General features: G+C 70.3%; 7 protein-coding genes. All 7 read right to left on the bottom strand.

The window, feature by feature from the left end; translation table 11 throughout:
- Positions 1-102 precede the first annotated feature (102 nt).
- Positions 103-1,401 (bottom strand): TIGR02679 family protein, encoded by a 1,299-nt coding sequence (locus G3I71_RS23225; protein WP_164316837.1) that lies wholly within the window; start codon positions 1,399-1,401, stop codon positions 103-105.
- Entirely contained in the window at positions 1,398-5,615 is a 4,218-nt protein-coding gene (locus G3I71_RS23220) for a TIGR02680 family protein (RefSeq protein ID WP_164316835.1), read from the bottom strand. The genes G3I71_RS23225 and G3I71_RS23220 overlap by 4 nt, the downstream gene beginning before the upstream one ends.
- Positions 5,612-6,949, bottom strand: coding sequence for a TIGR02678 family protein (locus tag G3I71_RS23215; RefSeq protein ID WP_164316834.1), 1,338 nt, complete (start codon positions 6,947-6,949; stop codon positions 5,612-5,614). Before G3I71_RS23215 ends, G3I71_RS23220 begins: the two co-directional genes overlap by 4 nt.
- Positions 6,949-8,553: a TIGR02677 family protein gene (locus G3I71_RS23210; protein WP_203731098.1), complete on the bottom strand. Its 1,605-nt coding sequence runs from the start codon at positions 8,551-8,553 to the stop codon at positions 6,949-6,951. The genes G3I71_RS23215 and G3I71_RS23210 overlap by 1 nt, the downstream gene beginning before the upstream one ends.
- 392 nt (positions 8,554-8,945) lie before the next feature.
- Positions 8,946-9,725 carry a DISARM system phospholipase D-like protein DrmC gene (drmC, locus tag G3I71_RS23205; protein ID WP_164316829.1) on the bottom strand — a complete coding sequence of 260 codons (780 nt, stop codon included), beginning with the start codon at positions 9,723-9,725 and terminating at the stop codon, positions 8,946-8,948.
- The gene (gene drmB / locus G3I71_RS23200; RefSeq protein ID WP_164316827.1) at positions 9,722-11,617 is read right to left on the bottom strand and encodes a DUF1998 domain-containing protein; all 1,896 of its coding nucleotides are present in this window, start codon (positions 11,615-11,617) and stop codon (positions 9,722-9,724) included. Before drmB ends, drmC begins: the two co-directional genes overlap by 4 nt.
- Entirely contained in the window at positions 11,614-15,444 is a 3,831-nt protein-coding gene (drmA, locus tag G3I71_RS23195) for a DISARM system helicase DrmA (protein ID WP_203731096.1), read from the bottom strand. The genes drmB and drmA overlap by 4 nt, the downstream gene beginning before the upstream one ends.
- Between the last annotated feature and the right edge of the window lie 128 nt (positions 15,445-15,572).

The following is a 15,572-nucleotide window of genomic DNA, read 5'->3' as shown; positions in this document are numbered from 1 at the left end:
CGGTCGGCAGAAGCTACTGACGCGAGTACCGCTCGCAGAGAGCTTGCACCCGTTCGCACTCACCTCCCACGTCCCGAACCAGGCCGCCGTGCCCTCGTACCTTCACCCGAGGTCCTCCAGAAGCAGATCCAGCGCGGCCTCCTCGTGCAGGGCGATCCCCAGGGCGTCCATGGCGGGGGCCAGCTCCGCGTCCCACACCGCCTCGGCCGGCGTTCCGACGAGGGGCACCTGCGGTGTGCCCTGCACCTGTGTGCGCGTCGCGAGGTACTCGTAATCGGCCGCTCGCATACGCCACGACGTGGCTCCGTACCGATGCATGATCCGGTTGGCCAGCGCGATGCCGGGCCAGTCGAAGTCACCGTGATAGGCGAAGGCGCAACCGGACGCCGCGAGCGCGTCCAGGAGGGTCAGAACGACCGTCGTGGCGCTCCCCGAGGTGCAGACCAGGGGAGCCGTACAGCCGGTGTCGGCCGCGGCCTCGACCACGCGTGGGTTCTCGCAGACGTGGACGTGGGTGCCGGGCGGCAACTCCAGGCTCAGTGTGCGTAGTTCGCGCAAGGTCAGGTGAGTCTCCATGTGGTGGTCGGCACGCTCGGACAGGGCCGCCTCCCGCCAAGTGCCGCCGGTGGGGCGGAGGCCGTACGTGAGCACCGTGCTGGACACCTCGTCCGGAGTGACCGAGGCCATGCGCCACAGGGCCCGGCGCGCGGGCGCATCCGCGGGGAGCTCGACACCGTGTGCCAGCGCGATGCCGCGGAGGGCCAGCCGGGACAGCAGCGTGCCGTCGTCCAGGCCGTGGGCCGAGCCGGTGGCGAGGGTGGCCAGTTCGCCGCGGCCCCACGTGGTCGGGGCGGAGCGTGGGGTCGTGCCGGGGAAGAGCATCGCCAGGATCTGGACGGCCTGGGTGATGACGGTCGCCGCGGTCTTCGGATCCTGGCGGGCGAGAGTGCCGCCGCGTCGGATCTCCTCCAGCCACGGTGCTGTCCAGGGCTGGGCCGACAGCGACGTGGCTTCCACCTCGGACCGAGCCGCTGACCACAGGCGGGCTCGTTCGGCCGCCGCCGCGTCGCGGACCGCCCGGCGGTCGGTCAGGGACGGCCCCAGTTCCTCCAGTGTCGAGGCCAGGCCCCGTCCGACCGCGCTGGTGCGCAGGCGGGTGTCCAGGTCCGGCAGGCGGATCGTGGTGGTGGGGCCGGTGACCGGTCGAGCCAACAGGAGGGACAGTGCCTCGCGCTCCTGCGCGTCCAGATGCTCGAGCCTGACGGTTCCGGTCGGTTGGAGGCCGTTGCGTTCGAGCCGGGTCCGTGCCGCCGTCCAGAGACGGGTGAGGCCCGGCCGGGTGAGAAACACGAGGGCTTCGGCGGTCGGAGGATGTTCGTCGGCTCTTTCACGTCCTGTCATACCGACATCAGCCTCCGCTGCCGACCGTTCCACCTGTAGTGGAGCGTGGCCACGCCCCGCACATGCGGGTCCCGCAGACACTCGTAGATGTGCAGGGACGGTACGTCGGGCCAGTTGCCGATCAGCCGCTCGCTGGTGAGGACGAAGTCGAGGTCGAGGTCGACCAGGATGCGGCCGAGGCGGGCGTGCGTGGGCTCGTCCACCTTGGCGAACGCGTCGTCGAGGAGGATCAGGCGGGGTGTGTGCGGGGCGGTGTCGGCCAGGCTGGTGAAGTGCGCCGCCGCCGCGGCGAAGAGGACCAGGTAGGAGAGGACCCGCTGTTCACCTTGGCTCAGGCCCGTGCGGCCGGAGAGCTTACGGCGGCTGCCTGGTGCCGCGTCGTTGACCACCCAGGGGGTGAAGGCGAACCAGCCGCGATAGTCCAGGGCGGTGCGCAGGTGGGCCGCGTAGCCGGCGGCCGGGTCGGCGCGGCGGGCGTCCTCGATACGGCGCTGGAGGACGTCGCGGAGTTGTTCGGACTGCTCACGGGTGCGTAGCCCGGAGGGGCTGCGCAGGAGGTCGACGGCCGCCTTGACGTCGGCTTCGACACCGTCCGCCAGCTTCCAGTCCAGGGTGACGCCCAGGCCGTGCGAGGTACGAACCGTGGCGAGGGTGCTGTTGAGGGCGGCGATCAGGGCGCCTGCGGCCAGCACCTGCGAGGACAGGTGGTCACCCAGTTCTCCCGTCAGGAAGCGCTGGAAGACCTCGCGTTCGCGCTCCGTCAGCCGGTCACGTGCCTCTGCGGCCTCGGCCGCGATGCGCTCGCCGACCACGGCGATGTCGTGCGGGCCGTGGTCGTCGACGAGCCGGCACAGCTTGATGCCGCTGTGCTCCTCGATCGTCGCGTCGTAGCCGCCGGAGAGCTGGTCGCGCAGGTCCGTGTGGCGGTTGAGGAGGGTGGTGTCCGAGACGTCGTGGCGCTCGGCGGCCAGTCCGCGCCGCACGGCGTCTCCCAGCAGGCGCAGCGCTGCGACGCGTTCCCGCGTGTCGTGGTGAACGGGGTCCGGGGACTTCAGGGCTCCGTCGTCCGCGTCGGGGTCGAGACCCGCTCCTCTCAGCACGCCCGGCAGCGAGAGGGCCGTACGCAGTCTCCTGCCGCAGGCCAGCGCCTCGGCTTCCTGGCCGGCGAGTGCCTCGCGCCGCACCCTCTCATCCTCTTCCGCCCTTACGCGCAGGTCGTGTACCTCGGCCAGGTCCCTTCGCGTGTGCGGGAGTTGGCGTCCCAACGCTTCCAGACGGCGCGTCGCCGCGGCTTCCCGGGCGAGGATCTCCTGCTCTGTGGCTCCGAGGGCCTCTTCCATGGCCTGGACGGTTCGGCGAGCGGTCTCCAGGCGGCCGAGCGGCTCGGCATAGTCCGACTCGGCCTCCCGGCGGGCAGACTCGGCGCGCTCGTAGTCCGTCCGGCCGCCCCGGTGGCCGTCGGCCGCGGACAGGACCGTGCGCACGCGCCGACGAAGCCGCTGCGTACCCTGCCCGAGGCGATCCAGGGCCAGACGGACCGTTTCCAGTGCGGCCGGGTCCGCCGGAAGGTCCTGGGCACTCGCCGTCGCCTCGGTCTCGCGCCGGGCGGAGACCGCGCGGGCACGCGCCTGCTCCGCTTCGCGGGCTGCCGCGGACGCCTGCGAGGCGAGGGATTCGGCGGTGCGCTCGGCCTCGGTCGTACGAGCCCACGCATCCGTCAGCCCACGTGCCGAGGGCGGCCGGCGCAGCGTGTCGGCGATCCGGTCGCGGTGCTCGGTGAGGATCCGCAGGCCCTGCCGGCGTTCCGTCAACTCGTCTTCCAGGTCGGCCAGTCCTCGGTCGAGTTCCGCCAGCGCCCGGCGGCGTGTCTCCGCACGCACCTCCGCACCGACGTACTCGGCGGCCTCCTTGGTGTGGCGTCCGTGGGCGACACCGAGCCTCCAGGAGCCATCGGTACCGATCACGGTGTGCGGCCCCGCCTCCGCCGCCTCGTCCACCGGACCGGCATCGCCGAAGCCGACCCCGGCCCCGGCCCCGGCCAGAGCCACCGCCCCGAGCACGCGCTCGACCTGCTCCGCCGTCACTCCACTGTCGGGGGCGGCAACCGCCCGCAACACCCGGGCCAGCGTCGGCCCGGCCACAGGGACTCCCGGGATCAGGAGGGTGTCATGGGTGGTCGGGTCGAGGACCGCGCCGTCCGCACGCACCCAGGCGTCGAGCAGACCGCTCGCTTCCAGCGCGGCCTCCAGGCCTGCCCGCGCGTCCGGCGCCAGCTCGTGGGCGAAGTCCACCAGGCGGTACAGGGGCGCTCCGGTGCCGGATGTGCGGGGAGCCGTGCGGTGGGACGGAGGCGGAGGCTCGGGATCGGTGCGGCGTTCCCATTCCTCGCGCCGCCGCCGGAGGCGGACCTGTTCGGCCTCCAGTTCACGGACGGCCAGGGCGACGTCGTCGCGCTCCGCACCCAGCCCCGCCAGCCACGGGTCGACGGCCGACCTCGCTGCCTCGGCCACCTCTTCGGGGGTCTGCGCGGGCAGCGGACCGTCGGCGAGGTCATGCGCGACAAGGGCCAGCACGGCGTCGAGGGACACCCCGGTGGATGTTCGCAGCCGCTCGCTCCAGTCTCTGGCCTCGATGGCGTACGCCATCGACTCACGCGCGGTTTCCTGTCGGCGACCGTCGGCCCGGGTCCGCGCGTCGTCCGCCTGTTCCTCCAGACGTTCACGGGCGGTGTCGGCCTCGCCCGCCTGCCTCTGAGCCTCACTGGACCGCTCGATGAGAGCGGCCAGTTCCGTGACGAACCTGACGCGGTTCCTGATCACCGGCTGCGCGGCGTCGAGTCGGGTGTCCCAGGCCTGCAGCGCGGTCGTGCAGGCCTCTGTGTCGACCGCCAGCACCTCGCTCTGTCGTACCAGGTGGAAGTCGCCCTCGGGTGCGGTCAGTTCGGCTGTGGTGGCGGGCGTGACCGGTGCGACGGGCGTCGCCACGGGCTCCCCCAGGTGCACGGGGTCGATCCTGGACCGCTCGGCCTCCCGTACCAACTCGCCGTGCGAGGTGCTCAGTTCGACCAGATCTTCACCGAGTCGTCGAGCCTCGGCGGTCAGACGCCGCCCCGCCTCCTCCTGGTTGCCGTGCGCCTGGCGGACTGCCTTGAAGGCGGTGGCCGCCGCACTGTGCAGGGCGGTGACCGTGGTGCGTCTCTCCCCGAGTTCCTGCAGGCTGCGGTAGCCGCCACTGGCGCGCAGAGCGGCCAGGTCCGTCTCAGCGGCACCCGACTCGCTCGTGAGGGTTTCGACGCGGGCGTCGAGTTCCTGCTCGCGCTCGCGGAGCCCCTCCGCCCTGCGCGCCGCGTCACCCGCGGACCTGCGGTGCTCCATCAGTTGCTCCAGCTCACCGGTCACCTGGTCCGTGCGGCGGCGCAGCGCGCCGTGCAGGTAGCCGCGGTAGTCGGTGAGGAAGGTGCGCAGCGCCCGGTCGGTGCGTTCGAGGCGTCCGAGGTAGGCCCGCACGGAGTCCAGGTCGTCCAGACTGCGGGCCACCTTCTCCACGACCTCGTCGTCGAGGGCGGGCAGGGTTTCGGCGAGGACCGAGACCAGTCCGCCGGAGTCGATGCGGTCTCCGATGGTGGGGCGGCGCAGTCGGTGCAGCAGGTGGAGCAGGTTGCGGTAGCGCGCCGGGTCGGTGAGGCCGAACAGTTCGCGGGCGACCCCGGCCCGATGCTCGACGGCGCGGTCGGTGACGTTCTCCGGGCCGACGAGCGACTTGAGCTGGTCGATGGGGAGGAGGTGCCCGGCGGGGGCCAGGTCGAGATCCTCACCGACTCGCAGTCGAGTGGTGAAGAAGAAGGGCTTCGCCATCTTGGTCGACCGGGACGCGCGGATGGCCGCGCCGATGGTCAGATGCCGGTCGTTCCCGTGCTCGTCCGTCCGCGCGAACTCCAGCCACAGATAGCCCAGCCGGTTGGTCTGCTCGAAGCCGTCGAGCATCAGCCAGGCCAGCGTGGTGCGTCCGGTTCCCGTGGCGTCCAGCGCACGGGCGTCGCCGTCGAGGAGGTAGGGAAGCAGCATCTCCAGTGCCTTGGACTTGCCGGCACCGTTCTTGCCGCGCAGCAGCAGGCGGCCCTCGCCGAAGACGAACTCCTGCTCGTCGTACTGCCAGACGTTCCGGATGCCCGCGCGGTGCAGTCGGTAGCGGTGCGGGGTCGGTGGGCGGTTCATCGGGGCGGCTCCTCGAAGACGTCGTCCGCCGGGGACCGGTCGATACGGGGCCTGACCGCCACCGTGGTGGCGTACCGGGCGGCTGCGGCAAGCAGGATCCAGCCTCCGTCCACCCGGTCCTGGCCCCGCGCCTGAGAGACATCGGTGACGGAGCGCCCCTCTGTCACCGTCTGCCCGTATCCCTCGGGCAGGCCGTGGCCGTCCGCGCGCACGGGCCCGGCGGAAGCCATCAGACGCATCCGGCCGAGGAGGTCGAGTACGGCCGCGAGGAATCCGTCCCGGTCCTCCAGGTGGCCGCGCTGCCAGTTGGCGCGCCTGCCGTACTCCTCGATCAGGTCGTCGAGCAATCCGGGGAGCAGGCCGTCCGGGACGGGCACACCGATGACCAGCTGTCCGCCGATCGCCGGGTGGCCGGGGTCTTCGGGACGCAGCCGGTCGACCAGCCGCTCCACGAGGAGCAGCGCGGCCTGGGCGACAGTCCCTGTTCCCGGCAGGCGCAGGTCGGTGAGTTCGTCGTCCGTGTCGATCAGAGCGACGCCCTCGGCGCGGATCTCGGCTTCCAGGCCGAGCAGTTCGGAGAACGCCTGCGCCTCGCGTCGCTGCCGGGTGCGCAGCCATTCACGCTCGGCGTCCGTAAGGTCGTCGAGGTGGACGACAGGAGTTTCGACAAGACGCCTGCGCACGTATGTACGTGGCCCGCCGAATCCGGGGTCGGCCGCCCGGCGCACGAGGTCCGCGCCGTCGCGGCTGCGCGCGAGCGGGCCGGCGACGACGGCTCGCGCGATCTCGCGGTCCACGGTCAGCAACGCCTCACCGGACCGCTCCTCGGCGACGGCCCCGACGTGGCCCTCGGTCTCGACCAGGACGCCCCAGTCGACGAGTTGCCGCAGGGCGGCCGCGAGGGTCCGCCGCTCGGCCTGGCGCCCGGTGTCGGCGATCTCGACGCCGGCGTCGACGGCCGCGGCCCGCAGGTCGGCGACGAGTTGGGAGAGCAGGAGCTGCTCCGGTGCGGTGACGAGGACCGACAGGGCGAGGGCCAGGTAGGCGTAGGTCCTCGGGCTGAACGGCGTTCCGGTCGACGGTCGTTCCAGACGGTGACCCGAGCCCGGGCCGAGGCCCGCCTTGAACAGCCGGGCGTAGGAGGCCTCCACCAGCAGGCGGTATCCGAACACCTGCTGGAAGCGCTGGGCCAGCCAGTCGGCGTGGCGCCGGATCAGTGGAAAAGTGTCGCTGTGCGGTCCGGAGCTGGTGACCAGGGGATGGGCCAGCAGGAGCCGGGCGGCGGCGCGGCGCTCGGCCGCGAGAGCGACATCGTGGGCGGAGGGCAGGGGCATCAGGCGCTCGCCTCCCCCATGGCCGGTGCGGATGCGCTCCCGACGGCAAGGCTCTCGACGGCCAGCGAGAGATCGTCCGCCGTCAGGTCGCCGTCCACCGACCGCAGGACGGTGGACCGACCGGGGGTGCGCCACGCGGTCAGCCTGATGTCGAGGTCCACGTCGTCCGCCTGCGCGCCGTCGAGCGAGAAGTCGCGGGCGTCCTTACTCAGTCGGGCGTTGCCGAGCGCGGTCGCCAGGAGCTCCAGGAGCAGTCGCATGGCCGGGGCACCGAGGCGCACAGAATCGAACCTGCCCGAGGCGCTGCGCAGTTCGTCGGCGGCCGCCTGCCTGGCCTCGGCCTGCTGCCGCGCCTGCTCCATGAGGTGGCGCTTCTGCTCGGAGTGGTCCTCGGCGGCCGCGGCCCGTCCGCGCTGAGCTCTGCTGCCGCGCTCGCGCAGCGCCACCGGCACGTCCACCACGGGTCCCGTCCACCAGCTCACGTACGCCGGCACGGACCGGTCCGGGTCCGGTGCCACCCCCAGGTGGCGCGCGCCGTAGAGCCCGAAGGCGGCGACCGCCAGGTCGTGGGCCTCTTCCGGTTCCGCCGCGTCGAACCAGGCCGCGAGCCGCAGCAGGTCCTTGCGACGGGACATCTCACCGGACGCCGAACGCAGCATCCGCTTGGCGTTGGCGAGCAGCGACTGCAGGGCCCGCAGGGTGGCGTCCCGGAGCTGGTCCACCTGGCTGGAGTGCCCTCCGGTGTCGGTGAACCACTCTCGCAGCCCCTCCCAGTCCGCGATGTCCCGTCCGCGGCTGCGCTGCACCCGCGTCTCGGTCAGCCCGTCGGCGAGTGCTCCCATGCCCGCCGCGTGTGCGTCGATCCGGGCGAGGAGCCCGGGCAGGTGGGGCCGGACGGCGTCCAGGTGGGCCGCGATGCGCGGGGCCCGGAAGGAGACGTCCTCGGTAATGGCCTCCACGTAGTCGAGCAGCAGTTCCTTGAACCCCTGGTACTCGGCCGAGTCGAGGTCGTAGCGCGCCAGTACCTGGCCCAGATAGGCGTAGAAGTCCCGGACGGACTCGGCGAATTCGGCGAACTGCACGAAGAGCGTACTGATCCGCTCCAGTGCCTGCTGCGGATCGGCACCACCCGGCGCCGCGGCCATGGCGGCTATCTCGCGCAGTCCCCGGTCGACGAGGACCAGCAACTCGCTGCTCACCTCGCGTGCCGCGTCCGCCCCGACCAGTACCTCGTCCGCGCCCCGTTGCACGCGCTCCCCCAGCTTCGACAGCTGGTAGCGCGACCGCGAGCGCTGGTACTCGGTGATGCTGGTCGCTTTGACGGTGTGCGTGCTGCGCAGCAGATTGCCCCAGCGTACGAGCTCTTCGAGCCTGCGGGTGAGCGTTTCCGCGTCCAGCGCCACACGCGGGACGTCCTTCTCGGCCAGCTTGGCGAGGAGGTCGGGTACGGACAGATCGGCGAGCAGTGTGCCGCAGAACACCCGCATCACCGCGACGTACTCCAGGCGCTCGGGCGCGCTGAGGTACGCGTACGCGCTCAACCGCTGCCAGGCCTCGGCGTCGGCTTCCTCACCGTGCGGGACTTTCCGCTCGTTCCCCTCCATGCCGTCGAGGGTACGGACCTCCACTGACACTCCGAAGGAGTGTTGCGGAAAACCGGCCGTTCACGTATCGGATCCCCTGCACCGTCGCGTCGGCGAAGCGCACGGCTCCCGGGGACTGGGGAGCCCACCGCTCCGATGCCACCCACCAATTGCCGACCGAATAGCGACTGTCACACGTCTGATTGGGCAGACAGTCAAGAAGTAGATCTTGGACTCGAACATGGTGCGCAGCATGGAAATACTCCTGGATTGTCTGCTCCCTGCCCGCTTTTCTCAGGTCAAGGGCGACGTTCGGAGCGTACAGCGATTCGCGAGTTCGGTCAGCTGTCGCCAAGAGTTCCAGGGCTCACACCGACCCGTTGCTGATTTCCCTCGCGAGCAAGGTTCCGTGGTCAATCAGAAGTTCGGTGCGGCGGGAAAGGCCTGAGTATTCCGAGGCGCTGCAGTTCGACGATGTGCTCTGCCGTGCGCCGCGGTGCTTCGCCCCCGGTCACCAGCACACCCGCCTCGATGTTGCGCCGAGCAGCGGACTCGGTCAGGTTGGCACTGCCGAGCAGAAGGGTGCGTCGGTCGGCGACCGCCAGCTTGGCGTGCTGGCGTGAGCGGCCCTGTTCGGCCGGGTCCCGTGACCAGACCCACAGCAGCAGGCCGGGCACGGACGCGAACGCGTCGGCCGGTTCCTTCCCCGATAGCAGGCCGCCCGCGCCGGCCAGGGTTTCGACCACGACGTGCGTCTGGACACCTCTGGCTGCAGCCGCGGTCAGGGCCTTCGTCAGGGCGGGATAGGGGCGAGCCGCGTACGTCATTGCCAGCAGTTCATGCTGTGCCTCGTTGATGACCTCGACCAGCACCTGGGCTGTGGCACGCACCGGTACGGCCGGTGTCGAAGGGCCGCTCCACACGGTGCGGACCCGGACCCTTTCCCGGGCACGCCGCCGGGCGGCGACGTAGCCGCGCACGTAGGCAGCCGCCTCGGAGGCGGGCACCGACTCCGACGCCATGGCGTCGTGGAGCGCCGCGACAGCCGCGCTGACTCCTGGTGTCGCCAATTCGGTCAGTATCCGTTCCCTGGTACGTCCCTGGGCGAGCAGGCTGGCGAGGTCCTTGCTGCGCGAGAGGCCGAGGGCCAAGACGGCGGCCTCGGCAGCGCCCTCGAAGGCGGGTCGGCTCACGGCAGCAGGCCGACCGGGGTCAGCACCGGATCCTTGTCCCCGGTCAGCGGAACGAGGAACCGACGGTCCAGGAACCGGTTGCCGCGTTCGCACGTGGTTTCCGACACGAACAGACAGACATGGCACGCGGCTCCGTGCAGGAAGTCGGCCGGGTCCTGTGGCAGGCGCTCGGCGCAGAGTGGGTCAGCCGAACAGCGGCGGGCGTCGGTCAGGGCTCGGCGCACGATCCGGTCGAACTCCCGCTCCTCGGCGAGGGACACCAGTCCTCCCAAGGTGCCCTCGGAGTCCGGCACGGCGGTGTAGATGAGGATGCCCGTCCTCGGATTCTGTTCGTCCCCCGCGTAGATCCGCTCGGCGAGCGAGGCCGAGTTGTAGCCGCACTCCAGGGCGATGGTGCGGATCAGCAGGTGGGAGAGGGTGTGCAGGGCCAGGTACCGCGCTCCGGGCCAACCGTAGTAGGGGTCGAAGTCGCTGGTCTTGCGGTCCGACTTCCGGTTGGCGCGGAACCGTGCGTACGCCTGTCTGTGCGCCTCCATCTGCGGTGACTTCTCCATACGACCGGTCCACTCGGCCATCAGACCGTCCTGCACGCGCAGGAAGATTCCCTCGCCACGCACTTCGCTGGCCGGTACCCAGTTCCGGATTCCGCGGGACAGCTCGACACGCGTGGCGATCTCCGGCGATTCGGGGTCGGGCGCGTCGAGCCGGGTGAACCCGATCAGCGCCCGTGCTTCACGCAGCCGCTCGACCTGCCTGATGTCGGCGAAAAACTCGCTCAGACGGGCCGGCACGGGCATCTGCCGAAGGGCGAAATCGTCGCTGGGGGTGGGAACAGGACCGGAGAGCGCGTCCCATTCGGGTCCGAAGAGGTCGGCCTGGACGTCGGGGGCGGACAGAGCCGTCCCGGCGTTTCCCTGCTTTCGGGCCGTGATCGCCACAACCACCGCGTCGGCGTCGAACTCCTTCAGGAAGGTGAACTTGGGCATGCGCGCCATGAAGTCGAACTGCCCCCGGTCCTCGATCAGTTCGAGGTCGGGCCAGTGGTCGTCGAGGAGCTTGCCGACGTCTCCACCCTGTGCCTTGGGCAGTGCCAGGGCGCTGAGGGTGAGCGGGAACCACTGGTTGGACGCGCCCGCCACCATGAGAACCGGCTCTTGCTCACAGCCGTCCGTCTCGTAGGTGCCGAGGTGCGGATGCCGTCCACGGCACCCCGGCAGATTGCGGCGGCCTCGCTCGCCCATGGCTTCACGGATGTTGCGTTTCACGCCGCAGGCGACGCATTCGATGGTGACGTTGGCGGCCTGGTTTCCGCCGTGGTCCTTCATACGCAGTTTCGGGCGCGGTGTCTGGCCGCAGGCCTGCCCGCGGTGCACGTACGTGGTGTACGGGAACTCGTCGAGATGGCCGGCAGTGCACACGAGGGTGAAACGGGCCGCTACCGCGAGCGGCTTCCCCCGCTTGCAGTCGTGCACGAACTTCGCCTCGTGCGGCGTCCGTGGGTTGGCGTTGACGAAGGCGAACTCGCCTGAGTCGATCGCGGCCAGTACATTGCACGCGGTGCAGCGCAGCCACTGCGGGAACGGCGTGACGGGCACGCCGATCCCCTGTGCCGCCCAGCTCTTCGGGTCCGTGTCGGCGCCCTCCAGCCAGGGAGCGGCACGCAACTGCTCGACCTGGCCGCGTCCATAGCGCTGGAGCGACCGGTTGACGGCGGCGCGCAGCCGGGGTTCGTCGATGTCGTAGTCGGTGACACCGGAGTGACTCCAGAAGTCGATTCCCCGGATCAGGACGGAGAAGTTGGGCAGGTCGACGAGGGCGCCGACGCCAGCGGTGAACATGAGGTGACTGGGCCGTACGGCGCCGACCCTGCGGTTGCTGCCCTGACTGCTCATCGCTGTGTCTTCCTGACCGTGCCGGCCGTGACGGGCCCGTACTCGTCGCTGTCCACGGTGCTCGCCGTGTCCGGGTCGGTGTCGGAGTCGGCCTCGGAGGCACCGAACGTCCAATCGGGGCCGTCGCCCGAGGGTTCTTCCAGGAAGGCGCCACCGCCGGGGAGGAGCAGGTTGATCTCGTTCTCCGTCTCGCGCATCGACATGCCGACGGTCAGTTCGGTCCACCGGGATCCGTCCGCCCGTCGCAGCAAGCCGTTCACGACAGTCGTCTTGTGCTTCTCCTTGCGGTAGGCGAGGGCCGAACTGCTCTCGTCGCGTTTGCGGCGCCATTCGTCCTTGAGCCGGTCCAGGCGTTCGCTCAGGTACTCACGGGCGCGGTCGCCTCCCACCCGTTCGGCGCGTTCGAGAAACCGCCCTTCGACCTTCTGGGCGAGCGGCCCGTCGAGGTCGACATGGTGGGCGTCGAGGTTGCGGGAGGAGTCGTAGGTTGCGTGGCGCAGTGCGGCGACGTAGGTGGCAGCGACACCGCGGTCGAGTGCGCGGCGCGTGTACGGGGTGACTGACAGAGCTTCCACCTGACGGTAGAACGTCGCGTGATAGTGCTCGAAGTCCTCGTAGTGGGCCAGGTCACGGGGGCGCGACCAGTTGTAGAGCGTCACCACCAGGCCCGGTCGGGCGGCGTCGCGGCCGACCCGTGAGGACGCCTGGATGTACTCGGCGGTGTTCTTGGGTTGGCCCACGACAAGCATCAGGCCGAAGCGGGAGACGTCGACACCGACCTGCAGCATGGAGGTCGCGAGGACAACGTCGGCGGCCTGTCGAAGGAACGGCGTCATGGACGCGCGGGGTTCTCGCTTGTTTTTCATGGCGGCGGCGTACTCGCTCAGGAAAGCCCGTCTGCGCACCGAGGTGTCCCGCTCGGGATCGAACTCGATCTCCAGCCGCTTCAGGGCCGCGCCGATGTCCGACGAGGAGATGCGTGAGGTCAGCTCCTGGATGCTGAGCATCCCGGCTCTGCTGACGATGCGGTCCGACAGCGTGTCCTGGCCTTTGCGACTACCGTTGGATCGCACACGGGTGGTGATGTCGTCGTCCATGTACCGCCGCATGCCGGCAAGCTCACGGGTCGCGTTGAAGTAGCCGACGAGGGTCATGTACGGGTCAGCCGGCCTGCCGTAGTCGTCGAAGAGCTGCTGCGCCGCGAGCAGCAGGATCTCCGCGACGCGGATCTCGGCGGCCTTGAGGCGGGTGCCGTGCGCACATACGCCGAGATAGCGGCGGCCGGGATTCTCCCGGCTCAGTTCCACCTGCCGGGAGAAGAAGGTGTCGCCGACGTCCAGCACCTGGGGAGGGAAGACGGCGACCTTGCGGCCGAAGACACCCAGCACCTGGTCGGCGGCCCGCTTGGTGGTCGCGGTGGAGGCGACGATCTTGGGGCCGACTTCGTGACGTCCTCCGTGAGCGTCGGTGAAGCTCCACGTGCACAACTGGTCGACAGCCGCCTCGAAAAGGCCCACGGTGGTGCCGAGGGCCCCGGAGATCAGGTGAAGCTCGTCCTGGATGATCAGGTCTGGAGGCCGCAGGCGAGTGACGGGCTGGGCGGTGACGCCGGGCAGGTCGCCCCTGGCGTTGTGGCGGCCACCGCAGCCGATCTTGGCGTCCAGGTCGTCGTGACGATAGCCGTGGCGTGGGCACAGCTCGGTGACCCTGCCGAACAGCAGGCCGGAGTAGCCGTTCCATGGGAGCTGGGCGAACTTGTCGACCGTGGCGATCACCATCGAGGGCGCCAACCGGTAGATCTCCTCGTCGACGGTGAGTACGGGGATGCCTTCGCCGAGCGCTTCGCGACGGGAGAAAGGGCACCGCTCCTCCCCCTCGGCGCGAGGACAGTACAGCAGGACCCTGCGGCGGCCTTCGTCGTACTCCATGTTCGAGCGGGCGGTCAGCTCGCTGCCGCACCAGGGGCAGGTCAGGACCTGCAGGACCCGGGCGTGCTTGTCGCTGGCGTTCTCCTTGGCTTCGGCAATCTGTTCCTTGGCCTCGTCGAACCAGTTCGGTGAGACGGCTGTGCCCACCCACAGCCCGATCCGGAACGGGGTGGGTCCCCAGCGCCGGTCTTCTGCGAACTCCTCACGGCGCAGGACTTCGCAGGCACTCACCAGGGCGGCGGCGCGCTGGAACTGCTGAGCGGTCAGCAGCCGCAGGGTGTAGCGCATGAGCACGCCCACACCCGCCTCACCGCTACGGGCTTCCGAACCGGAGCCCATGGTGCCCTGTAGGCGCCTGAGCGCGAAGGTGTAGGCGGCGAGTCCGAGATATGCCTCGGTCTTGCCACCACCGGTCGGGAAGAACAGCAGGTCGACGAGGGCTTCACGGCCGGTACCACGGTGCGGGTGTCCTGGCTGGGTGAGGGAGTCGAAGTTCAGCAGGACGAACGCGAGTTGGAAGGGACGCCAGCTTGCTGCCGCCTTGCCTTCGCCATGTACCTCGTCGTAGGCCTCCCGGTAGGAGCGGGAATCGTTCTCGCGGCCGGCGCGGGCTGCCGCGATGGCCGTGTTGCGGCGCTGATGGGCCATCGCTCTGTTGGCGAACCGGAAAGCCAGCAGGGCCGTTTCGTCGGCCACGAGCCGGTCGATGCCGAGGGTGATGCGGTCGCAGACCTCCAGCGCCTGCTCGATCGCCGTCTCGGCCGCTTCTCTCAGGTCCTCGGGGAGTGAAGCGGCACTTCGACGCTGCTGCTCCAGCCACAAGCCGTACCCGTCGGCCAACGGGGCGAGAGCGGCGCTGAGTTCGGACCGGCGGTCGGGCACCGAGAGTGCCGCGAGCTCGTCCATGCCCAGCTCCAGCCCCTGGAGGAGGTCCTGCTCCTCGAGTGCCGGTGCCGTGGTCGCCCTGACGTCGTACTCGGGAAGCCAGACGGTGGTCAGGCGATGGGCGTTGCGCTCTCCGTCGCGGACGTGCGCGTGAACGGCGACGTTGCGGCCCTTGGCGTGACCGAGACTGTCCCGGTAGAGGAGGCGCAGTCGCCGCTCCTCGGCATCCTCGGGCGCGTTGTCGTGGCTCGCCGGGTCGAGGGGGTCGTCGACCGGCAGGAAAACGGCCGCCTGGGCGTTGGGAAAGGCGAAGACGTCGATCTCCGTCTGGAAGAGCCAGTGCGCGTCGCGGGCGTCCGCGCTGTCCGGTTGCCGGTTCACCAGGGCCAGCTCGACCACGCGCAGGTCCTCGGCACCCGTGCGGCCTGTGTGCCGGCGTACCCGCACGTCGAGGACGACGGTGTCCCCGTCGAGTGGAACGACGCGGTCCGCCCCGTCGGTCACGTCGATGTCCACCAGGTGCTCGACGGGTTCACGTGACCAGACCCTGCGCGTCGTCCCCCGCTCGGTGGCCTCCGCCGACTGGGTGTAGCGACCCCAGCGGACGGTGGCGCTGAGTGTGCCGACTGAGGCCGGAGCGGTGAAGGACAGCCCCATGGAGGATGCCCAGATGTGCCCAGCGGCCTGCGGACTCAACCGGTCCTGAAGGTCGCTGTCGTCACCTTCCTGCTCGTCACCGGACTCACCGTCCGCGCCCTGGGCGGCCACCCGGGCGATCCGGTCCGCGGTCACGGCCTGGGAGCGCGGACCGAGCATGCCGACCAGATACCGGTCACGGGGACCGGAGGAGGCGCTCGGCAGCGCCTCCGTCTCACCGTCCCAGGGACCCAGCAGATCCCGGCGGATGTAGTGCACGAGTGCGTCCCGCACCGCGTAGGAGTCCCCGGCACGGAAGGTCTGGGGAACTTCGTCGAGCGGATGCGGAACAGCGGCCTGGGCAGGCTGGGCCGGCATGCGGTGGGTCCTTTCGGACAGGGCCGTTGGAGCACGGATGTGCGCCGATGGTGAGACAGCATCAGAAATATAGACCCGTTGACTCAGTTCACACAACGAATACGGTGGGTCCGTCGCTCTGTATTCCG

The organism is Streptomyces sp. SID12501 (genome assembly GCF_010550245.1).
Taxonomy (GTDB): Bacteria; Actinomycetota; Actinomycetes; order Streptomycetales; family Streptomycetaceae; genus Streptomyces.
The sequence above is the reverse complement of the archived record's forward strand: the minus strand, read 5'-3'. Positions and strand labels throughout refer to the sequence as shown.

Bases quoted from the DNA above. Each gene is read 5' to 3' on its own strand.
- G3I71_RS23215 (WP_164316834.1), bottom strand. From the start codon at position 6,949: ATGCCCCTGCCCTCCGCCCACGATGTCGCTCTCGCGGCCGAGCGCCGC.
- G3I71_RS23225 (WP_164316837.1), bottom strand. From the start codon at position 1,401: ATGACAGGACGTGAAAGAGCCGACGAACATCCTCCGACCGCCGAAGCC.
- drmB (WP_164316827.1), bottom strand. From the start codon at position 11,617: ATGAGCAGTCAGGGCAGCAACCGCAGGGTCGGCGCCGTACGGCCCAGT.
- G3I71_RS23220 (WP_164316835.1), bottom strand. From the start codon at position 5,615: ATGAACCGCCCACCGACCCCGCACCGCTACCGACTGCACCGCGCGGGC.
- G3I71_RS23210 (WP_203731098.1), bottom strand. From the start codon at position 8,553: ATGGAGGGGAACGAGCGGAAAGTCCCGCACGGTGAGGAAGCCGACGCC.
- drmA (WP_203731096.1), bottom strand. From the start codon at position 15,444: ATGCCGGCCCAGCCTGCCCAGGCCGCTGTTCCGCATCCGCTCGACGAA.